18 protein-coding genes are annotated in these 20067 nt (G+C 66.7%); 4 read left to right on the forward strand and 14 right to left on the reverse strand.

Annotation, left to right across the window (positions count from 1 at the left end; genetic code table 11):
• Positions 1-9 precede the first annotated feature (9 nt).
• The 8 genes from ACSFB7_RS09660 to ACSFB7_RS09695 all read right to left on the reverse strand — a co-directional run bounded on the left by ACSFB7_RS09660 (position 10) and on the right by ACSFB7_RS09695 (position 8828).
• The gene (locus ACSFB7_RS09660) at positions 10-1047 is read right to left on the reverse strand and encodes a dipeptide ABC transporter ATP-binding protein (protein ID WP_435469377.1); all 1038 of its coding nucleotides are present in this window, start codon (positions 1045-1047) and stop codon (positions 10-12) included.
• Positions 1044-2069, reverse strand: a complete 1026-nt coding sequence (locus ACSFB7_RS09665; RefSeq protein WP_435469378.1) for an ABC transporter ATP-binding protein — start codon at positions 2067-2069, stop codon at positions 1044-1046. Before ACSFB7_RS09665 ends, ACSFB7_RS09660 begins: the two co-directional genes overlap by 4 nt.
• 17 nt (positions 2070-2086) lie before the next feature.
• A complete protein-coding gene (locus ACSFB7_RS09670) occupies positions 2087-2989 on the reverse strand; it encodes an ABC transporter permease subunit (RefSeq protein ID WP_435469380.1) in 903 nt (300 codons plus the stop codon).
• A 4-nt stretch (positions 2990-2993) separates the two neighbouring features.
• Positions 2994-3998: an ABC transporter permease subunit gene (locus tag ACSFB7_RS09675; RefSeq protein ID WP_435469382.1), complete on the reverse strand. Its 1005-nt coding sequence runs from the start codon at positions 3996-3998 to the stop codon at positions 2994-2996.
• Positions 3999-4049: 51 nt separating this feature from the next.
• A complete protein-coding gene (locus ACSFB7_RS09680) occupies positions 4050-5729 on the reverse strand; it encodes a long-chain-fatty-acid--CoA ligase (RefSeq protein WP_435469384.1) in 1680 nt (559 codons plus the stop codon).
• A 99-nt stretch (positions 5730-5828) separates the two neighbouring features.
• Entirely contained in the window at positions 5829-7328 is a 1500-nt protein-coding gene (locus ACSFB7_RS09685; protein ID WP_435469386.1) for an NAD(P)(+) transhydrogenase (Re/Si-specific) subunit beta, read from the reverse strand.
• Positions 7325-7663 (reverse strand): NAD(P) transhydrogenase subunit alpha part 2, encoded by a 339-nt coding sequence (locus tag ACSFB7_RS09690; protein ID WP_435469388.1) that lies wholly within the window; start codon positions 7661-7663, stop codon positions 7325-7327. Before ACSFB7_RS09690 ends, ACSFB7_RS09685 begins: the two co-directional genes overlap by 4 nt.
• 34 nt (positions 7664-7697) lie before the next feature.
• Entirely contained in the window at positions 7698-8828 is a 1131-nt protein-coding gene (locus tag ACSFB7_RS09695) for a Re/Si-specific NAD(P)(+) transhydrogenase subunit alpha (RefSeq protein ID WP_435469390.1), read from the reverse strand.
• Between the two features lie 441 nt (positions 8829-9269).
• Between ACSFB7_RS09695 and ACSFB7_RS09700 the strand changes: the two genes are divergently transcribed.
• From ACSFB7_RS09700 to ACSFB7_RS09710, 3 genes are all read left to right on the forward strand, one after another.
• Positions 9270-9983, forward strand: a complete 714-nt coding sequence (locus ACSFB7_RS09700) for a response regulator transcription factor (protein ID WP_435469392.1) — start codon at positions 9270-9272, stop codon at positions 9981-9983.
• 115 nt (positions 9984-10098) lie between these two features.
• Positions 10099-10533, forward strand: a complete 435-nt coding sequence (locus tag ACSFB7_RS09705) for a DUF4019 domain-containing protein (RefSeq protein ID WP_435469394.1) — start codon at positions 10099-10101, stop codon at positions 10531-10533.
• A gap of 22 nt (positions 10534-10555) precedes the next feature.
• Positions 10556-11068 carry an NUDIX hydrolase gene (locus ACSFB7_RS09710; protein ID WP_435469395.1) on the forward strand — a complete coding sequence of 171 codons (513 nt, stop codon included), beginning with the start codon at positions 10556-10558 and terminating at the stop codon, positions 11066-11068.
• Here the strand turns inward: ACSFB7_RS09710 and mnmA are convergent.
• On the reverse strand, positions 11058-12167 hold the full coding sequence (gene mnmA, locus ACSFB7_RS09715) for a tRNA 2-thiouridine(34) synthase MnmA (protein WP_435469397.1): 1110 nt from the start codon (positions 12165-12167) through the stop codon (positions 11058-11060). The two genes, ACSFB7_RS09710 and mnmA, sit on opposite strands and share 11 nt — an antisense overlap.
• Before the next feature lie 181 nt (positions 12168-12348).
• Between mnmA and ACSFB7_RS09720 the strand changes: the two genes are divergently transcribed.
• Positions 12349-14076 (forward strand): long-chain-fatty-acid--CoA ligase, encoded by a 1728-nt coding sequence (locus tag ACSFB7_RS09720; RefSeq protein ID WP_435469399.1) that lies wholly within the window; start codon positions 12349-12351, stop codon positions 14074-14076.
• Positions 14077-14085: 9 nt separating this feature from the next.
• Here the strand turns inward: ACSFB7_RS09720 and ACSFB7_RS09725 are convergent, their stop codons facing one another.
• The 5 genes from ACSFB7_RS09725 to ACSFB7_RS09745 all read right to left on the reverse strand — a co-directional run bounded on the left by ACSFB7_RS09725 (position 14086) and on the right by ACSFB7_RS09745 (position 19883).
• A complete protein-coding gene (locus tag ACSFB7_RS09725; RefSeq protein ID WP_435469401.1) occupies positions 14086-15075 on the reverse strand; it encodes an LLM class flavin-dependent oxidoreductase in 990 nt (329 codons plus the stop codon).
• Between the two features lie 45 nt (positions 15076-15120).
• Complete coding sequence (locus ACSFB7_RS09730; RefSeq protein WP_435469403.1) at positions 15121-16794, reverse strand: FxLYD domain-containing protein; 1674 nt, start codon at positions 16792-16794, stop codon at positions 15121-15123.
• A 72-nt stretch (positions 16795-16866) separates the two neighbouring features.
• A complete protein-coding gene (locus ACSFB7_RS09735; protein ID WP_435469405.1) occupies positions 16867-17466 on the reverse strand; it encodes a hypothetical protein in 600 nt (199 codons plus the stop codon).
• Between the two features lie 12 nt (positions 17467-17478).
• A complete protein-coding gene (locus ACSFB7_RS09740; RefSeq protein ID WP_435469407.1) occupies positions 17479-19281 on the reverse strand; it encodes a VanW family protein in 1803 nt (600 codons plus the stop codon).
• A complete protein-coding gene (locus tag ACSFB7_RS09745) occupies positions 19278-19883 on the reverse strand; it encodes a DUF6891 domain-containing protein (protein ID WP_435469409.1) in 606 nt (201 codons plus the stop codon). Before ACSFB7_RS09745 ends, ACSFB7_RS09740 begins: the two co-directional genes overlap by 4 nt.
• Positions 19884-20067: the final 184 nt, after the last annotated feature.

Genomic DNA, 20067 nt, shown 5'->3' on the forward strand with positions numbered 1-20067 from the left:
AGCAGGTTGCTAGGGATTCGTCGCCATCGAGATGGCAGGCGAAGGGACATCGGCGCGCACCGGGGCCGCGCCGTCGAGGAACTGTTCCGAGAAGTGGCAGGCCACCAGCCGCTCGTCGAGCATGCGCGGCAGCGGGCGCTCTTCGCGGCAACGCGGTGCCACGTGCGGGCAGCGCGTGCTGAAGACACAGCCCGAGGGCGGATTCAGCGGCGACGGCAGCTCACCCTTGAGCACGATGCGCTGGCTGCTGAGCCCGGGCGTCGATGCCAGCAGCGCCTGCGTGTAGGGATGCAGCGGCCGCGCGAAGATGCGCGACTTGGGGCCCTGCTCCACCGCATGGCCCAAGTACATCACCAACACGTCGTGCGCGATGTGGCGCACCACGCCGAGGTCGTGCGAGATGAAGAGGTACGCGAGGCCCAGCTCGGCCTGCAGGTCGGCCAGCAGGTTCAGCACCTGCGCCTGGATCGACACGTCGAGCGCCGACACCGGCTCGTCGGCCACCAGCAGGCGCGGCGACAGCATGAGCGCGCGCGCGATCGCGATGCGCTGGCGCTGGCCGCCCGAGAACATGTGCGGATAGCGGTTGGCGTACTCGGGCCGCAGGCCCACGCGCGCGAGCATCTCGCGCGCCTTCGCGGCACGCTCCGGCTTGCCCAGCGTGGTGTTGATCGCGAGCGGGTCTTCGAGCACCGCCGAGATTTTCTTGCGCGGATTGAGCGAGCCATAGGGGTTCTGGAACACCAGTTGCACGGCCTGGCGCAGTTCGCGCTTTTGCGCTGTCGCCTGGTTCACCGCATCGGCGCCGACCAGCGTGAGCTGCCCGGCCGTGGGCTTTTCGATCAGCGCGACCATGCGCGCCAGCGTCGACTTGCCGCAACCCGACTCGCCCACCACGGCCAGCGTGCGGCCGCGCTCGATGCGAAAAGAGATGTCACCCACGGCGCGCAGTTGCGAAGGCGCGCGGAACAGCCCACGCCGGATTTCATAAGTGCGCTGGAGGTTGCTCGCCTCCACCACGACGTCGTTCGTCACTACTGCGCTCATTGCACGGCCTCTGCCACCGATGGCCGCGGCCGGTCTTTCTCGATGGCCGCCATGCGCCCAGGCTCGCCGAGCGGGAAGTGGCAACGCACCTCGGCCTCCTGCCATTCGCGCAGCGCCGGCCGCACATGGCAGGCGCGCTCGGTGACGTAGGCGCAGCGCGGCGCGAACAAACAACCGGCGGGCCGGTCGTGCACGCCCGGCACCATGCCGCTGATGGTGGCGAGCCGCCCTTCGGGCGCGGCACGTTCGGGCAGCGCCGCGAGCAGCGCCTCGGTATAGGGATGCTGCGGCGATGCGAAGAGGCGGTCGACGCGCTGCTGCTCCATCAGCTGCCCCGCGTACATCACGGCAATGCGCTGCGCCATTTCGCTGACCACGCCCATGTTGTGCGTGATGAGCACCAGCGCCATGCCGCGCTCTTTCTGCAGGTCGCGCAGCAGGTCGAGGATCTGCGCCTGGATGGTGACGTCGAGCGCGGTGGTGGGCTCGTCGGCGATCAGCAGGCGCGGGTTGCAGGCAATGGCCATGGCGATCATCACGCGCTGGTTCATGCCGCCCGAGAGCTGGTGCGGATAGCTGCCCAGGCGCGAAGACGCGGCCGGAATGCCGACCTGTTCGAGCAGCTCGGTCGCCCGCCGCTTCGCATCGCGCTTGTCGAGCTTCAGGTGCAGCCGCAGCGTTTCCATCAACTGGAAGCCGATGGTGAAGCAGGGGTTGAGGCTGGTGGTCGGCTCCTGGAAGATCATCGCGACCTCCTTGCCGACCAGCGAGCGGCGCACCTTGTCGGAGACACCGAGCAGCTCCTTGCCCGCGAAGCGCATGTGGTCCGCGCGCACGCGGCCGGGGTAGCCGACGAGGCCCATCAGCGCCATCATCGTGACGCTCTTGCCCGAGCCCGATTCGCCGACGATGCCGAGCACCTCGCCCTCTTCGAGCCTGAGGCTCACGCCATCGACCGCATGCAGCACGCCGCCCTGTGTGGGGAACTCGACGTGCAGGTCTTTTATTTCAAGCAAAGGCATCTGTTCTTTCCTTTGCTTCAGCGCTTGAGCTTGGGGTCGAGCGCATCGCGCAGACCGTCGCCCAGCAGGTTGAACGCCAGCACCGCCGCGAGGATCGCGAGGCCCGGGAAGGTGACGACCCACCATGCGCGCAGCACGAACTCGCGCGCATCGGCCAGCATGGTTCCCCACTCGGGCGACGGTGGCTGCGCACCGAGGCCGAGAAAGCCGAGGGCGGCCGCATCGAGGATGGCGGTGGAGATACCGAGCGAGGCCTGCACGATCAGCGGTGCGGCGCAGTTGGGCAGCACCTCGCGGAACATCAGGCGCAGCGTGCCGGCGCCGCTGACGCGCGCGGCGGTCACGTAGTCGCGCGAGACCTCGGCGATGACGGCCGCGCGCGTGATGCGCACATAGTGCGGCAGCACCACGATCGCCACCGCGAGCATCGCGTTGATCAGCCCCGGCCCGAGGATCGCGACGATCACGATGGCGAGCAGCAGGCTCGGCAGCGTGAGCACGATGTCCATGAGCCGCATGATCGCGATCTCGAGCATGCCGCGGAAAAAGCCTGCGATGAGCCCGAGCACCACGCCCACGATCACCGACAGCACCACCACCGCGACACCGATCGACAGCGAGAGCCGTGCGCCGTACATGAGGCGCGAAAGAATGTCGCGCCCGATCGCGTCGGTGCCCAGCAGGTAGCTGATGTTGCCGCCCTGCTGCCACGCCGGCGGCAGCAGGAAGACCGCGCTGTTGGTTTCGTTCGGCGCATGCGGCGCGATCCACGGCGCGAACAACGCGACCAGCAGCAACAGGGCAATGATGACGAGCCCGATGACCGCGCCACGGTTGGCCGAGAAGGCCGTCCAGAACTCGCGCCAGGGGCCGGGAGGCGCGGGACTTGCGCTGGTGAAAATGGTGTGTGTGCTCGCCATGTGTTCAGCGCCGGATGCGGGGGTTGATGACGCCGTACATCACGTCGACGAGCAGGTTGACGATCATCACGATGGCGCCGAGCAGCAGCATGCCGCCCTGCAGCACCGGATAGTCGCGACGGCCGATGGCCTCGATGAGCCACTTGCCGACGCCGGGCCAGGAGAAGATGGTTTCGGTGAGGATCGCGCCGGTGAACAGCACGCCCACCTGCAGCCCGATGACGGTGACGACCGGGATCAGCGCATTGCGCAGCGCATGCAGCCCCACCACGCGAAAGCGCGAGAGGCCCTTGGCGCGCGCGGTGCGGATGTAGTCTTCGCCGAGCACTTCGAGCATGGCCGAGCGCGTCATGCGCGCGATCACGGCAAGCGGCACGGTGCCCAGCACGATGGCCGGAAGAATCAGGTGATGCAGCGCCGACCAGAAGGCATCGATGTCGCCCGCGCGCAGCGAGTCGATCAGCAGGAAGCCGGTGTCGGGCTCGATGAAGTACTGCACCGCGATGCGCCCCGACACCGGCGTCCATCCGAGCTGCACCGAGAAGAACAGGATCAGCAACAGGCCCCACCAGAAGATCGGCATCGAGTAGCCGGTCAGCGACGTGGCCATGACACCGTGATCGAAGATGGAATTGCGCCGCACCGCCGCGAGGATGCCGGCCGGCAGGCCGAGCAGCAGCGCGAAAAGAATGGCGCAGACCGCGAGTTCGACCGTGGCCGGGAAGAGCGCGAGGAACTCGCTCATCACCGTGTCCTGCGTGATCAGCGACTTGCCCAGGTCGCCATGCAGCACGCGGCCGATGTAGATGCCGTACTGCACGAGCACGGGCTTGTCGAAGCCGTAGGCGGCGCGCAGTTCGGCATGGCGCGCGGGATCGATCCCGCGCTCGCCGGCCATGGTTTCTATGGGATCACCCGGCACGAGCCGGATGAGGAAGAAGGCGAGCAATGTCATGCCGATGAAGGTCGGCACCAGCAGGCTCACACGGGTAAGAATGAATCGAAACATCGACCCGCGAATATGCAAGATCGATGCCGTGGCCCTACCCGGGCCGAACCCTTACTTCTTCGTGTCTCGCAGCTCGCGGCGAAGGATCTTGCCGACCGGTGTCTTCGGCATGTCGGTACGAAACTCTACGATTCGCGGTTGCTTGTAACCCGTAAGGTTTGCTCTGCAGTATTCGCGCACTTGCGCCTCGGTGAGCGAGGGATCTTTCTTGACGATCACGAGCTTCACGGCCTCGCCAGTCTTCTCGTCGGGTATGCCGACGGCCGCGCATTCGAGCACGCCCGGAATCAGTGCAACCACGTCTTCGATCTCGTTCGGGTACACGTTGAAGCCCGAGACCAGGATCATGTCCTTCTTGCGGTCGACCACCTTGAAGTAGCCGCGCTCGTCGACCACGCCGATGTCGCCGCTCTTGAAGTAGCCGTCGGGCGTCATGACCTTCGCGGTCTCGTCGGGGCGCTGCCAGTAGCCGGCCATCACCTGCGGCCCCTTGATCGCGATTTCGCCGCGCTCGCCCACCGGCACTTCGTTGCCTTCGTCATCGAGCAGCTTGAGCCAGGTGTTGGGCAGCGGCAGGCCGATGGTGCCGGTGTAGGCGGTGCTGTTGGTCGGGTTGCAGGTGGTCGACGGCGAGGTCTCCGACAGGCCGTAGCCTTCGCAGATCGGGCAGCCGGTTTTTTCGAGCCAGAGCTTGGCGACCGCAGCCTGCACGGCCATGCCGCCACCCACCGAGATCTTCAGGTTCTTCCAGTTGACGGTGTTGAAGTCGGGGTGGTTCGCCAGCCCGTTGAACAGCGTGTTGACGGCCGGAAGGCTGTGGATCGTGTGCTTCGACAATTCCTTGAGCACGCCCGCGATGTCGCGCGGATTCGGAATCAGGATCAGCTTGCCGCCCGTGCGCATGTTCAGCATCATGCCGACCGTGAACGCGAAGATGTGATACAGCGGCAGCGCGCACACGCTGGTTGGCTGTTCGTTGGGGGGCACCTTGTCCATGGCCGGACCGTTCCAGGCTTCGGACTGCAGCACGTTGGCGATCACGTTGCGATGCAGCAGCACCGCGCCCTTCGACACGCCCGTGGTGCCGCCGGTGTACTGCAGCACGGCGACATCGTCAGGGCCGATGGCCACGGGCTGCGGCGTGCGGCTGGCGCCCTTGTCGAGCGCATCGTTGAAGCGCACGGCGCCCGGCAGGCTGAAGTGCGGCACCAGCTTCTTGACGTTGCGCACCACGTAGTTGACGAGCGCGCCCTTGAGGAAACCAAGGCGGTCGCCCATGGAGGCCAGCACGATGTGCTTGATCGGCGTGGCCGCGATGCATTGCTGCAGCGTGGTGCCGAAGTTCTCCATGATGATGATGGCCTTGGCGCCCGAGTCCTTGAGCTGGTGCTCGAGTTCGCGCGGCGTGTACAGCGGGTTCACGTTGACCAGGATCAGGCCGGCGCGCAGGATGCCCGCGACCGCGATCGGGTACTGCGGGCAGTTGGGCATCATCGCGGCGACGCGGTCGCCCTTGACCAGGCCGAGCCCCTGCAGGTAGCCCGCGAAAGACTTGCTCTGCTTGTCCGTCTCGGCGTAGCTGATGTCCTTGCCCATGAAGCTGTAGGCCGTGCGGTCGGCGTACTTCGTGAAGCTCTCTTCCATGAGCGCAACCAGCGAAGGGTACTGCGAGGCATCGATATCGGCGGGCACACCCTGCGGGTAGCTGCTGAGCCAGGGACGGTCGGTCATGGATTTGTCTCCTCCGGGAGTCGGACAGTTGAAAACGAAAACGGCGCACGAAGTGGCGCCGCCAGGAACTCGCCCGCATCGCGGGCACGGACCTTCGGCCTATTCGATGGCCTTGCCCATATCTTCTACTACTTTCTTGGCATCGCCAAAAACCATCATGGTCTTGTCCATGTAGAAGAGCTCGTTGTCCAGGCCGGCATAACCCGCGGCCATGGAGCGCTTGTTCACGATCACGGTCTTGGCCTTGTAGGCCTCCAGAATGGGCATGCCGTAGATCGGGCTGCCCTTGGTGTGGGCAGCGGGGTTCACCACGTCGTTGGCGCCCAGGATGATCGCCACGTCGGCTTGGCCGAACTCGCCGTTGATGTCTTCCATCTCGAACACCTGGTCGTAGGGCACTTCGGCTTCGGCCAGCAGCACGTTCATGTGGCCGGGCATGCGGCCCGCCACCGGATGAATGGCGTACTTGACGGTGATGCCCTTGTCGGTGAGCTTTTGCGCCAGCTCCTTCACCGCATGCTGCGCGCGCGCCACGGCAAGGCCGTAGCCCGGCACGATGACGACCGTCTCGGCATTGCCGAGCACGAAGGCCGCGTCGTCGGCGCTGCCGGTCTTCACCGGGCGCTGTTCCTTCGCCGCGCCACCGGCGGTGGCGGCCTCGCCGCCGAAGCCGCCCAGGATCACGTTGAAGAACGAGCGGTTCATCGCCTTGCACATGATGTAGCTCAGGATCGCGCCCGATGAGCCCACCAGAGAACCGGCCACGATCAGCATTGCGTTGTTCAGGCTGAAGCCGATGCCCGCGGCCGCCCAGCCCGAGTAGCTGTTGAGCATCGACACCACCACCGGCATGTCGGCGCCGCCGATCGGGATGATGATGAGCACGCCCATCACGAAGGCCAGCGCCAGCATCGCGAAGAACGCGCCCCAGCTTTCGGTGGCCACGAACAGCAGGCCCAGCGCAATGGTCAGCAGGCCCAGCACCAGGTTCAGCATGTGCTGGCCCTTGAACTGCACCGGCGCGCCCTGGAACAGGCGGAACTTGTACTTGCCCGACAGCTTGCCGAAGGCGATGACCGAGCCGCTGAAGGTGATGGCGCCGATGGCCGCACCCAGGAACAGTTCGAGCCGGTTGCCGTAGGGAATGCCGTAGCGCAGGAAGCCGTCGATGACGATGGCGCCGTCGGGCGTCTGCGCACCGATCAACGCGGCCACGGGCGCGGCGGTGATGCCGAAGGCCCAGGGCTCGGCCACCGCGGCCACGCCGATGAACACCGCGGCCAGGCCGATCATGCTGTGCATGAAGGCGACCAGCTCGGGCATCTTGGTCATCTCGACCTTGTTGGCCATGAAGGCACCCAGGCCGCCACCGACCACCACCGCCGCCAGCACATAGGCGATGCCGGTGCCGAAGTCGACGTTGAGCGAGCGCGCCTGTCCGTGGATCAACGCGATGGTGGTCAGCACGGCAATCGCCATGCCGGTCATGCCGAAGATGTTGCCGCGGATCGAGGTGGTGGGATGGGACAGGCCCTTGAGGGCCTGGATGAAGCAGACGCTGGCAACGAGGTACAGCAGCGTGACGAGGTTCATGCTCACTTGGCGGCTCCCTCTTCTGCCTTGACAGCACCTGGTGAGGCCTTCTTCTCTTTCTTCTTGAACATCTCGAGCATGCGCCGCGTGACCAGGAAGCCGCCGAAGACGTTCACCGCCGCCAGCGCCACGGCGAGCACGCCCATGGTCTTGCCCAGCGGTGTGGTGGTGAGCGCGGCCGCCAGCATGGCGCCCACGATGACGATGGCGGAGATCGCGTTGGTCACCGCCATCAGCGGCGTGTGCAGCGCGGGGGTGACGGTCCAGACCACGTGGTAGCCGACGTAGATCGCCAGCACGAAGATGATCAGGTTGATGACGGTATGGGAAACGGGATCCATGGCGCTTGTGCTCCTCGCGTTTTCGCTTGTTCGCTTATTTACGGGTGACCTGGCCGTCTTGCGTGACGCGGCAGGCAGCGACGATGTCGTCCTCGAGGTCGATCTTCAGCGCGCCCTCTTTGGTGACGATCAGCTTGAGGAAGTCGAGCACGTTGCGCGCGTAGAGCGCCGACGCGTCGGCCGCCACGAGCGCCGCGAGATTCGTTTCGCCCACGATGGTCACGCCATGCTTGACCACGGTCTTGTCGGCTTCCGACAGCGGGCAGTTGCCGCCCACGCCATCGGGACCCTTGCCGGCGGCGATGTCGACGATCACCGAGCCGGGCTTCATGGCCTTGACCATGTCCTCGGTGATGAGCGTCGGCGCGGCGCGTCCGGGAATGAGCGCGGTGCTGATCACGATGTCGGCCAGCGCCACGCGCTTGGCGACTTCGATCTGCTGGCGCGCGAGCCAGCTCGCAGGCATCGGCTTGGCATAGCCGCCGACGCCGACGGCGGCTTCTTTTTCTTCATCGGTGTCGTACGAGACCTCGATGAACTTGCCGCCGAGCGATTCGATCTGTTCCTTGACGCTGGGGCGAACGTCGGAGGCTTCGATGACGGCGCCCAGGCGCTTGGCCGTTGCAATGGCCTGCAGGCCGGCGACACCGACGCCGAGGATGACGACGCGCGCGGCCTTCACGGTGCCGGCCGCGGTCATGAGCATCGGGAAGAAGCGCTGGTATTTGTCGGCCGCGATCATCACGGCCTTGTAGCCGGCGATGTTGGCTTGCGATGAGAGGACGTCCATGCTCTGGGCGCGGGTGGTGCGCGGCGCTGCTTCGAGAGCGAAGCCGACAACGCCCGCGCCGGCCAGGCGTTGCAGGCCGGTGGCATCGAAGGGATTGAGCATGCCGATGACGACGGCGCCGGACTTGAGCAGCGCGGCTTCGGCATCGGTGGGCGTGCGCACTTTCAGGACCATGTCGGCGGACAACGCGCCGGCCCGATCGGTGATCTCCGCGCCCGCAGCCTGGTAAGCCGCATCGGTCACGCTGGCGGCGACGCCGGCGCCTGACTGCACACGAACGGTGTGCCCTGAGGCCAGGAGTTTCTTCACCGTTTCAGGTGTAACGGCCACTCGGGTTTCGCCAGCCAGTGTCTCGGCAGGCACGCCTATCAGCATAGAGATCTCCTCAGGGCAAGGGGGCACACGGAATGCGGGCAGAGCTTACAGCAAGATTACAGACGCTTGCTGTCGCCAAAATGCCCACCGCCATTGGCCCCGGAACGCCTGTGGATGCTGCGGGTCTAGCTATCTAATTGGGAGCAAATTTGAAGATTCGGTCCTCATTTGGAGGCGGCCGGCGGGCCTAGGACATACCCGGCGATATCGCCTGTGATGCCACTTGTCCAGCGCTCAATTGTTGACAACACTTCGCCAACGCTTGCCCAAAAAAATCTTCATTTGTATCCAACTGCCGCCAATTGTCCGCACTATCTGCGTGAAAAACTGGATTTGCGTGCATTAGTTGCAATTCACAATTCTTACGCCAGTCGCAGATAGATACACTTCACCCAGATCGCCAGCTCACTGAGGCTGGCGCGGGGAGGAAAAGGGGATGGAATGCGAATTGCCGTACTTGACGATGGCCCGGATCAGCTCCGGCTGATCAATCAAACCATGGTGGGACTCGGACACGAGTGCCACCTCTACACCGAAGGACGAACGCTGTTGCAGGCGCTGCGCCGGCAGACCTTCGACCTGCTCATCCTGGACTGGAGCCTGCCCGACATGGCCGGGCCGGACGTGGTGAAGAGCATCCGGCAGGAGCTCAAGAGCCGCCTTCCCATTCTTTTCGTGACCGACAGGCGCGACGAAGCCGACATGGTCGAAGGCCTCAACGCCGGCGCCGACGACTTCATGGCCAAGCCGATCCGCGCCGGTGAACTCGAAGCGCGCGTCCGGGCGCTGCTGCGCCGCTCCTACCCCGCCCAGCACGAGTCCGAACTGATCTTCGGCCCCTACCATTTCTATCCGCCCTCGCGCGTGCTGAAGGTCCGGGGGGTGCCGGTCGAGTTGAAGAACCGCGAGTACGAACTCGCGCTGTTCCTGTTCCAGAACCTCGGGCGGCTGCTGTCGCGGGAGCATCTGCACGAGGCCGTCTGGGGCCTCGGCATCGAGGCGCTGTCCCGCTCGCTCGACACCCATATCTCACGCCTGAGAACCAAGCTCGACCTGCGGCCCGCCAACGGCTTCCTGCTGCTGGCCATCTATGGCCTGGGATACCGCCTGGAAACGATCGAGGCGGACGCGCTCCCCAAGGCCGGCACGCGGTAGGCCTGCCGGGCACCCCAGCCTTTGGGGAATCTCCTGCACGCTACAGTCTCCAACGGTTCTGCCGCCCGGAGACTGTCCATCGGGCGTCCCGTACCCCTCACAAGGAATGAGACGAATGCCCCGCATGATCAGGCTGTTGCTCGCCGCCGCGCTGCTTTGGAGTTGCTTGGGCCCGGCCTCGGCACAGGACATCGAGGCCAGCGACATGGTCCGGGGCGGCATGCAGGCGATCCAGATGATCGACCAGGGCAAGGCCGGCGAACTCTGGGACGGCGCCACCGCTGCCGCCCGCAAGCGCGTGACGCGCGCCGACTTCACGGACAAGGTCGCCGGGAGCCGCACGACACTCGGGGCACCCCGTCAACGCACTTGGGTGGCCATCAATCGCCGGGTGGTGACCGACCCTGACGGCGACACGGCTGGCCAGTACATCAGCATCGAATACGAAACCCGCTTCACCGGCAAGCCCGAGAGCACCCTGCGCGAACTCGTGAGCTTCCACCTCGACAGCGACCGCATCTGGCGCTTCAGCGGCTACGTGCTGCGATAGACAGTAGACAGGCCCTCAATCAATGGCTACAGCCAAATCCGCACGCTGGAAACCCAACGTCACCGTGGCCGCGGTGATCGAACGGGACGGGCGCTTCCTGCTGGTCGAGGAGCATGCCGACGACGGCCTCAAGCTCAACACGCCTGCCGGGCACCTGGACCCCGGCGAATCCCCCGCCGAGGGCTGCGCACGCGAGACCCTGGAAGAAACCGCCCACCATTTCACGCCAACGGCACTCATCGGTGTCTATATGGCGCGCGCCCGGCCACAGGCCGAGCGGGGCGAAGACATCACCTACATGCGCTTCGCCTTCACTGGCACGCTCGGCGCGTTCGAAGAAGGCCGCGCGCTCGACGAAGGCATCGTGCGCACTGTGTGGATGACGCCGGCCGAGATTCGCGCCAGCGTCGCGCGGCATCGCAGCCCGTTGCTGCTGCAATGCATCGAGGACTACCTGGCCGGCAAGCGCTACCCGCTCGAACTGCTCCACATCGACGAATCGGTGCGGTCGGTTCCACCACCGGTCAAACGATGACGCCGCCCCCGAGGCAACGCTCGCCGTCGTAGAGCACCGCCGACTGCCCCGGCGTGACGGCCCATTGCGGCTCGCCGAAGCGCAAGCTGAACCCGGTTCCCGCGCCCGCCTCGCCGACGCCCATGTCGCAAGCCGCATCGACCTGCCGGTAGCGCGCCTTCGATCCATAGCTGCCCGCCACGGGCGCCTCGCCCGCCACCCAGCTCGCATCGTCGGCCTTCAGTTCCGATGACAGCAGCCACGGATGGTCGTGCCCCTGCACCACCCAGAGCGTGTTCTTCTCGACGTCCTTGCGTGCCACGAACCAGGGCGAGTGGTCGCCCGAGCCGCGCTGCGCGCCCTTCTCCTTGACGCCGCCGATGCCCAGCCCCTGCCGCTGGCCCAGCGTGTAGAAGCTCAGCCCCTGGTGCTCGCCCAGCTTGCGGCCCCGGTCGTCCTTGATCGGGCCCGGTTCCTTCGAGATGTAGCGGTTCAGGAAGTCGCGGAACGGCCGCTCGCCGATGAAGCAGATGCCGGTCGAGTCCTTCTTCTTCGCATTGGGCAGGCCGATCTCTTCCGCGATGCGGCGCACCTCGGTCTTGTGCAGCTCGCCGACCGGGAACAGCGTCTTGGACAACTGCGCCTGGTTCAGGCGGTGCAGGAAGTAGCTCTGGTCCTTGGACGCATCAAGCCCCTTCAGCAGTTCATGCCTGCCGGTGGCTTCGTTCAGCCGCACGCGTGCGTAGTGCCCGGTGGCGATCTTCTCGGCGCCCAGGCGCATCGCGTGATCGAGGAAGGCCTTGAACTTGATCTCGGCGTTGCACAGCACATCGGGGTTCGGCGTGCGGCCGGCCTTGTACTCGCGCAGGAACTCGGCGAACACGCGGTCCTTGTAGTCGGCCGCGAAGTTGACGTGCTCGATCTCGATGCCCAGCACGTCGGCCACGCTGGCCGCGTCGATGAAGTCGATGTTCGACGAGCAGTATTCACTGTCGTCATCGTCTTCCCAGTTCTTCATGAAGATGCCGACCACCTCGTGCCCCTGCTGCTTGAGCAGGTGCGCCGTCACCGCGGAGTCCACTCCGCCGCTCAGTCCCACCACGATCCGTTGCTTTGCCATAAGCCCGCCATTGTCCCAGCCCCGGGGTAGGGGCTTCCCGCGTGTGGGAAATCGGGAAAACCCGTGTCGCCTGCATGTCAGGCCGCGCTCCCCGGCGGAAAGACCCGGCGCTACAGTGCCTTCGAAGGGCGGCACAGACCCGCCCGCGCGATTTGCAACAGCAGCACAGCGGAGACAACGCATGGCCCCCTCTTCTTCCTCCGCCCTCTCCGGCGACAACACCCCCTGGACACGCGCGTACCCGCCGGGCATGCGCTGGGACGCCGAACTGCCCGTCAAGCCGGTGCAGCAGATGCTCGACGAAGCCGTCGCGCGCTGGCCCGATCACTCCGCCGTCGAGTTCATGGGCCAGGTCATCACCTACGCGCAACTGGGGGCGGCGGTCGAGCGCGCCGCCAAGGCGCTGCAGGACCTGGGCGTGAAGCCCGGCGTGCACGTCGGCCTGTACCTTCCGAACACACCCCATTACCCGATCGCCTTCTTCGCCGTGCTCAAGGCCGGCGGCACGGTGGTGAACTACTCGCCGCTCGATGCCGAGCGCGTGCTGGCCCACAAGATCGAGGACAGCCGCACGGACATCCTGATCACGCTGGACCTGGTCAACCTCTACCCGCTGATGGCACGGCTGCTGGACGACTCACGCCTGCAGAAGCTGGTGGTCGGCAGCCTGGGCGACTACGGCGCGGCCGGCGACAAGGTGCAGGCCCAGTTGCAGGCCGCGGGCCAGATCGCTGCCGTGCCAACGGACGAGCGGCATGTGCGCTTCACCGATCTGCTGAAAAGCGAAGGCACGCACCGCACCTACCCACTCGGCGATCTCGCGCAAGAGATCGTGGTGTTGCAATACACCGGCGGCACCACCGGCCTGCCCAAGGGCGCGATGCTCACGCACGCCAACCTCAGCTCGGCTTCTGCGCAGTACTACGAGTCGACACGCGGCGAGCCACCGATCCTCGTCGAAGGCGCCGAACGCTTCCTGGTCGTGCTGCCGCTGTTCCATATCTTCGCGCTGAGTGCCGCGATGCTGCTCGGCGTGCGCCTGGGCGCGGCGCTGGTGCTGCACACGCGCTTCGATGTCGATGCCGTGATGAACGAACTCGCCGCCAGCAGGATCAGCGTGTTCCCCGGTGTGCCGACGATGTACACGGCCATCCTGTCGCACCCCAAGGCCAAGGAGATGGACCTGCGCTCGCTCAAGTTCTGCGGCTCGGGCGGCGCGCCGTTGCCGGTGGAAGTGGAGCAGCGCTTCTTCGCGCTCACCGGCTGCCACCTCAACGAAGGCTGGGGCATGACCGAGACCTCGCCGGTGGGCACCTTCACGCCCGCGCGCGGCGTGCGCAAGGCGGGCTCGTGCGGCATGCCATTGCCGCAGGTGCGCATCAAGCTCGTGAGCCTGGACGATCCGACGAAGGACGTGACCGCATTCGGCGAAGCGGGCGAGCTGTGCGTCAAGGGTCCGAACGTGATGAAGGGCTACTGGAACAACCCCAAGGCCACGGCCGAGTCGATGACACCCGACGGTTATTTCCGCAGCGGCGACGTCGCGAAGATGGACGCCGACGGCTACTTCTACATCGTCGATCGCACCAAGGACATGCTGCTGTGCGGCGGCTACAACGTCTATCCGCGCGTGCTCGAAGAAGCCGTGTACGAGCACCCGTCGGTGGCCGAGGTCTGCGTGATCGGCGTGCCCGACGACTACCGTGGCCAGTCGCCCAAAGCCTTCGTCAAGCTGAAGGAAGGCGCGCCCGAACTGACGCTCGATGCGCTCAAGCTGTTCCTGAAAGACCGCCTGGGCAAGCACGAGATGATCGGCGCGCTGGAGTTGCGCGCCGAGTTGCCCAAGACGGCGGTCGGCAAGCTGTCGAAGAAGGACCTTGTCGACGAGGAAGCCCGCAAGCGGGCCTGACCGCTGCGGCTACTTCTTCTGGCCGAAAGCTTCGGCCAGCAGCTCGTACGAGCGCAGCCGCGCGACGTGGTCGAACACCTGCGAGGTGATCATGAGTTCGTCGGCGCCAGTGCGCGCCACGAACGCTTCCACGCCCTTCTTCACCGTCTCGACCGAACCCACCGCAGAGCACGACAGCACCGAGTCGAGCAGCGCGTTCTCGGCCGGCCCGACCTTCTGGCGGTAGTTCTCGACCGGCGGCGGCAGGCGCCCCGGCCGGCCGCTGCGCAGGTTGACGAAGGCCTGCTGCCACGAGGTGGCGCGAAACTCGGCCTCTTCGTCGGTGTCGGCCGCGAACACGTTGAAGCCCAGCATCACGTACGGCTTTTTCAGTTGCGCCGAAGGCTTGAAGGTCTCGCGGTAGATCTGGATGGCCTGCATGATCTGCTGCGGCGCGAAGTGCGAGGCAAAGGCATAGGGCAAACCCAGGTGCGCCGCGAGCTGCGCGCCGAAGGTACTGGAGCCGAGGATCCACACCGGCACTTCCAGCCCCTCGCCGGGCACGGCCCGCACGGGCTGTTGCGGTGCCTTCGACATGAAGTCCATCAGCTCGAGCACGTCCTGCGGGAACTGGTCGGAATCGGATTCGAGATTGCGGCGCAGCGCCCGCGCGGTGCGCTGGTCGGAGCCGGGCGCACGCCCCAGGCCCAGGTCGATGCGCCCCGGGTACAGCGACTCCAGCGTGCCGAACTGCTCGGCAATCACCAGTGGCGAATGGTTCGGCAGCATCACGCCGCCGGCGCCGATGCGGATGGTCGAGGTGCCCGCCCCCACGTACGACAGCAGCACCGCCGTGGCCGCGCTCGCAATGCCCGGCATGCCGTGGTGCTCCGCCAGCCAGTAGCGCGTGTAGCCGAGCTTCTCGCCATGCTGCGCGAGCGAGAGCGAGTTGCGGAACGACTGTGCCGCGTTGCTGCCCTCAATGATCGGGGAAAGGTCGAGGATCGATAACGGAATCATGGGCGCGATCATGGCGCGAACCGCCCAACGCCGTCGCCCGAGGGGCTATTCGGTTTGGTATAGCGTCGTCACGCTGGCGAAGTCGCGGCCGTTCTGCTCCACGTTCACCTGGAAAGGCACGCTCTCGCCGGGCGCGATGGCCGGCAGGTTCTCCACCAGCTTGAAGCCGGTGAGCTGCCCGCTGCGGTCGCGCAGGCTGACCCACAGCCGCACCTTGCCGACGATGTTCGTGCCCGGGTTCTTCACGCTGCCCTTGACCTCCACGCTCTTGTAGGTGAAGCGCTGGCTGAAGTTGAGCAGCACGCTGCCGGTTTCGGCCTTGGTGCCCGTCACCTTCACTTCCAGCGACATGCGCGGCCCCGGCATGGCGGCGCGGCGCATCGGCTTCCACTCGATGCGGGTGTCGGTGATGCGCTCCATGTCTTCCGGCTCCAGGAAGATCGGAAAGCGCTCGCCCGGGTACAGGTACGCCAGCCCCGAGATGTTGGTGGTGCCGTCGGCCTTGCTGCCGCTGAAGCGCGAGATCACGCCGCCCGGCGCGATGGCCACCGTGTCGGTGCTGCGGTTCACCAGCTCGGTCAGGAACAGCCGCTGCTGGATGTTGTTGCGCCCGTCGATCAGCGGCAGCAGTTCGAGCTGCTTCGCATCGAAGCGCTCGCTGTCGTCGGCCAGCAGGTCTTCGGTGCCCAGGCGCAGTTCGGGGTTGAAGCGCTCCGGTGCGCTGGTGCTGCGGATCACGCGGTCGGTGCTCAGCACCGCCGTGCGCGCACCCGAGGTCTCGATGGTGCTGTAGCCGATGCGGTAGTCCCACGCCGCGATGGCCGCCGCGCGGCCGAAGCGGGCAATGCTCAGGTCCACCGAGGTCTGCGCGCCAGGCTTGAGTTCATTCGATTGCCCGTAGCCGTGGCCGAAGCCGATCACCTGCCCTGCATCGTCGTACAGCGTGGCCAGCACCTCGATGCCGCCGATCATGGCCGCGTCCTTGCGCGTGTTGGCGACGCGGCCCACCAGCCGCACGCGATCGCCCTGCTGCACCAGCCGCACGCGCGCGAAGGTCATGCGCGGTCCCTCGACGGCGTTGTAGGGCTCGGACAGCTTCTGCACCCGCAGGTCCTGCCGCGTGATGTTCTTGCCGCTGGGCATGTCGATCAACGCGGGCGTGCTCTCGCCAGGTTCGAGCACGGAGATCGGCACCATCTCGCTGCGCTCGTCGAGCCGGTTGTCGCCGTCGTAGTAGGTGGCGCGGATGCCCGCGCGCGACAGCGGCTTGCCGGTCTCGTTGCGCGCCACCACCAGCAGCTTGGGCACCGCCGAGCTGCCGCTGCCCACCAGCACCTGCCTGGGTTCGCCGAGCTTCAGGCCATCCGTCGGAATGGTGCGATCGACGATGGCGGCAACCACCGGCTGCGCGCTTGGCGGGTTGCGCGATTCGAGGAGCACTTCGATGATGCGCCCCACCAGCACCACGCCCAGCACGACGATCACGCCGATGCCGATCTTGCGCAGCATCAGCTTCTGCCGGAGCGCTTCCTCGGCCGCCAGGCGCCGGCCTGCTTCGTTCTTGACCTGGTCGAGCACGCGCTCAAGCCGATCGGACACGTTGTCCTCGACCAGCGTGACGGAGCCGCAGTGGTCGCAGGTGTATTCATTGAGGCCGGTGCGCTTGAGCACGCTGCTGCCGCATTCGCCGCACTTGAGCGTCTGGAGATCGATGGTCATGAAGCGCTTCCGGTTTCTTGTTTTGCCTGCGATTCTCCCTGCACCCCGTTTCCTGCCGCGGCGGCCCGCGCGCTACCAGCCGAAATCGTCCAGCAGGGCTTCAGCCGTGGCGGCATCGCCGAGCAGCGGTGCGAGCCGCTCGACCAGGCGCGCGCGCTGCACCGGATCGACGCTGTAGTCGTCCAGGAACAGACCGTCGTCGGCCTCCTCCACGAACTGGCCCACGGTGCCCAGGCAGGCGGCCATCTGGAAGATGTCGGCAAAGATCGGTGCGTCGTCCTGCCATGCGCCCGCACCGTGCCGCGCGAACTGGATCGCGCCCGTGCGCAGATCGAAGATGAAGGGGTCCGCCCCTTGGTCCGCCACCACGAGCCAGTGGTCGGGCCAGTCGGCGATGCGCTCGCCGGTGATGCCGTCCCAGCGGTAGCCGGCCTGCTGCTCCCACAGACGCGCAAGCGGCAGAATGCTGAAGGGATTGCCAACGTTCGGGACCTCGAGGCCCGCATGGCCCACGCGCTCATTGATCCACTCGCCGAGCGGGCCGATCTGTTCGTAGAACGTTGCGATGACGGGCGGCAGCGGGATGTCGCCGCGCCAATGGTCGGCGGCCGGTTGTGCTGCCAGTTCGCCGAAGGGAGCCAGGGCCGCGCGGGCCTGTTCGATCGATGTCAATTTCTTCTCCGGTCAGGTGTTGCAGGCGGCTTGCAGCGCGGTGCGCAAGGCATCCACATCGCCGGCCGCGACTTCACGCACGCCTGGCAATGCGGCAAGGCCGCAGGCGGTTGACGCCACCACGGGCAGGCCTGCCGCCACGGCACGCAGGAGCGCACGCGGCGCATGCTCGACGTGCGCGGGCAGCACGACGACGCTGGCGCCGGCCAACCCGTCGCCCCGCCAGTTCATGTGCTCGACAGGGTCGATGCCTTGCCACAGTTGCGCATCATCGGATGGCGAGCCCAGCACGCGCAACCGGCACGGCCAGCCTTGCAGCGCAGCGGCCAGTTCGCGCGCACCCTTGCGTGCCAGTGCGCTTGCGGCGAACACGATGAGCGGTGGTTCTTTGCGTTCGGCCGCGAGAGTCTTTGCGTTGGACAGTACCCAGTCGAGCTGCAACAAGTTTGCTTGCGGCGCTGACTCGGCGAGTTGTCGTGCGACTTCCGCGTGGGGCGTGACCACAGCCACGGCACGGGCCAGCGCGATGGCCTCGGCCCGCACGAGCGCGGGATCGGCGCGAAAGTCGCGCAACGTGGCATCGCCGGGCCAGCGTTGGGACGCGGCATCGAGCCTTCGCTCGATCACTGCCATGGGCAACGCACTGGCCAGCACCGTGACATGACGACCGTCGAGCGCACCGGCTCTTTGCAGGTGCGGCAACAGCGACTGCTCAATCACCAGTTGCGTGTGTTCGGGCTTCAGGCGCGCGGCGAAAGCCAGTGCCAGCCAGCGTTGCCCATCGATCAGGCTGGCCTGCCGCCGGCCCGCGTGCCGCGCCCAGAGCCGTTGCCACAGCGCGCGGCGCAGGCTCGCGGCCCACGGCGATTGCGCGGGCGCTGCGCCGTCGGGCACGGGCTCCCGGTGCCATCCAACTGCGGATGCGCGCCAGAACGCCAGCCGCATCGGCACCGGCTGCATGCGGTCCGCGCCGGGGTGATTCGCCCCCAGGTAGCGCGCGAACTCCGGCGTCCACGCATCGAGCAGCACGGCAGTGCGGCCTTGCGGCGCCACATCGACCAACGGGCGGTGCCGAAAGCAGGCGGTCTGGTCGCAACTGAGGCAGCCGCGCGCCAACGGCAGCACGGGGGCCGCGCGCTCTTCGCTCGCCCGCCGCAGCGTGACCGGCACACCCGGCATCGCCAACGGCGAACGCGCGCGGATGCGCAGCACCAGCTCGGTGGCGGTCAGCTCCACTTCGAGCCGCCATGCGTGTCTGGCGCGCAGCTTGAGGTCGACGTAATTCCAGAACACCGTCGCATCGATGGCGTCGGCGGCGGCTGCCCCAGCCTGCTCGATGCGCGCCGTGTGCCCATGCCGCTCGACCAGCTCGAAGCCGGCACGCACCGCCACCGTGGCGAGCGCATTCGACAACTGGCAAAGGCCGCCGGCCAACGTCGGCACCACGCAGCCGCCGCGCAACTCGCGGCCCACCACGAAACCGCGCCACGCGCTCGGCCGCCCCAACTGGCGCCAGAAGCTCAGCACTTCGCCGGCCGGCACCTCGATCGCGTCGAAGGCGCGGCGGGCCACGCGCAGGTTGTGCACCTTGCCGGCGACCAATGGGAATTCGTCCGCGCGCCCGTCCGACCACAAGGGCGTGCGGTATTGCGCAAGCACCGGCGCGTCGGCCAGTGCGTGATCGCCGCCATGCCAGCGCCGGGCCGAGGGCCGCAGCGTCTCGCGCAGCGCGTGGGCCGTGGCCAACAGCCGCGAGCGCAGCCAGAAATCGATGGCGTCGATGCGGCGCGGCGGCTGCCAGGCCTGCACGCTCACGCGGAAGGGCCTCGCTTGCGCCATTGGCCGAGATCGGCTTCGATGCGCTCGTTGATGTCGCCGCTCCACTTCGCATCGAAGCCGGCGGCGCGCAGCAGCTCGACGATGCGATGGCCGACCACGACGGTGTTGGCTTCGCGCTGTGCGATCTCGGGGATCATGCCGCCGCTGAACGCCAGGTGCAGGCGGCCGGTGCGCACCGCCGTGTCGAGGTCCTGCGAGTGATAGAAGCAGCATCCGCGAATGCCCGAGGCCAGGCGGCCCGCCGCGCGCCATTGCTCGCGCACGTCGTCATGGCCATCGGACAGCGTGTTGCCCGCGCGGTGCAGCGCAATGATTTTTTCGCCGCGCAGTTGCACGAAGACGGCATCGAGCCGGTCGTACTCGGTCTGCGCGGGCCAGTCGCGCTCGGCGGTGTGCTTGGCGGCGCAGGCGCGGCCGGCCTCTGCCTTGATCCAGGCGCGGTCTTCGGCCGTGAGCTCATCGGGATCGAGGTACTCGTCGGTGATCATCCATTCGACATCGGCGTCGGCATGGAAGCCGCTCCACACGAGATCGTGGATGCGTCCGCGCGTGTCTTCGGGGTCGAGAGTGAGGGCCATGCGTGTGGGTTGCCGCGTCAACGGCGACGGATCATGCTTTCTTTTTTACGGCGGGAGCGCCTTCGTATTTTCGCCCGACTGCACCACATTGATGCAGTAATGCGAAAGCATGCGGTCTTGCGGCTATCCCTTCCGCGTCGCCATCATGAGGGATGCGTGATGGCAAGGCAATGCGCCTTTCGGC

Origin of the sequence: Variovorax raffinosi, assembly GCF_051216615.1 — a bacterium.
Classification (GTDB): domain Bacteria; phylum Pseudomonadota; class Gammaproteobacteria; order Burkholderiales; family Burkholderiaceae_C; genus Variovorax.

Coding starts and splice junctions, on each gene's coding strand:
- ACSFB7_RS09705 (WP_435469394.1), top strand. CDS start 10,099: ATGCCCCGCATGATCAGGCTGTTGCTCGCCGCCGCGCTGCTTTGGAGT.
- ACSFB7_RS09680 (WP_435469384.1), bottom strand. CDS start 5,729: ATGACCGACCGTCCCTGGCTCAGCAGCTACCCGCAGGGTGTGCCCGCC.
- ACSFB7_RS09725 (WP_435469401.1), bottom strand. CDS start 15,075: ATGATTCCGTTATCGATCCTCGACCTTTCCCCGATCATTGAGGGCAGC.
- ACSFB7_RS09710 (WP_435469395.1), top strand. CDS start 10,556: ATGGCTACAGCCAAATCCGCACGCTGGAAACCCAACGTCACCGTGGCC.
- ACSFB7_RS09745 (WP_435469409.1), bottom strand. CDS start 19,883: ATGGCCCTCACTCTCGACCCCGAAGACACGCGCGGACGCATCCACGAT.
- ACSFB7_RS09690 (WP_435469388.1), bottom strand. CDS start 7,663: ATGGATCCCGTTTCCCATACCGTCATCAACCTGATCATCTTCGTGCTG.
- ACSFB7_RS09665 (WP_435469378.1), bottom strand. CDS start 2,069: ATGCCTTTGCTTGAAATAAAAGACCTGCACGTCGAGTTCCCCACACAG.
- ACSFB7_RS09670 (WP_435469380.1), bottom strand. CDS start 2,989: ATGGCGAGCACACACACCATTTTCACCAGCGCAAGTCCCGCGCCTCCC.
- ACSFB7_RS09695 (WP_435469390.1), bottom strand. CDS start 8,828: ATGCTGATAGGCGTGCCTGCCGAGACACTGGCTGGCGAAACCCGAGTG.
- mnmA (WP_435469397.1), bottom strand. CDS start 12,167: ATGGCAAAGCAACGGATCGTGGTGGGACTGAGCGGCGGAGTGGACTCC.
- ACSFB7_RS09700 (WP_435469392.1), top strand. CDS start 9,270: ATGCGAATTGCCGTACTTGACGATGGCCCGGATCAGCTCCGGCTGATC.
- ACSFB7_RS09660 (WP_435469377.1), bottom strand. CDS start 1,047: ATGAGCGCAGTAGTGACGAACGACGTCGTGGTGGAGGCGAGCAACCTC.
- ACSFB7_RS09675 (WP_435469382.1), bottom strand. CDS start 3,998: ATGTTTCGATTCATTCTTACCCGTGTGAGCCTGCTGGTGCCGACCTTC.
- ACSFB7_RS09730 (WP_435469403.1), bottom strand. CDS start 16,794: ATGACCATCGATCTCCAGACGCTCAAGTGCGGCGAATGCGGCAGCAGC.
- ACSFB7_RS09720 (WP_435469399.1), top strand. CDS start 12,349: ATGGCCCCCTCTTCTTCCTCCGCCCTCTCCGGCGACAACACCCCCTGG.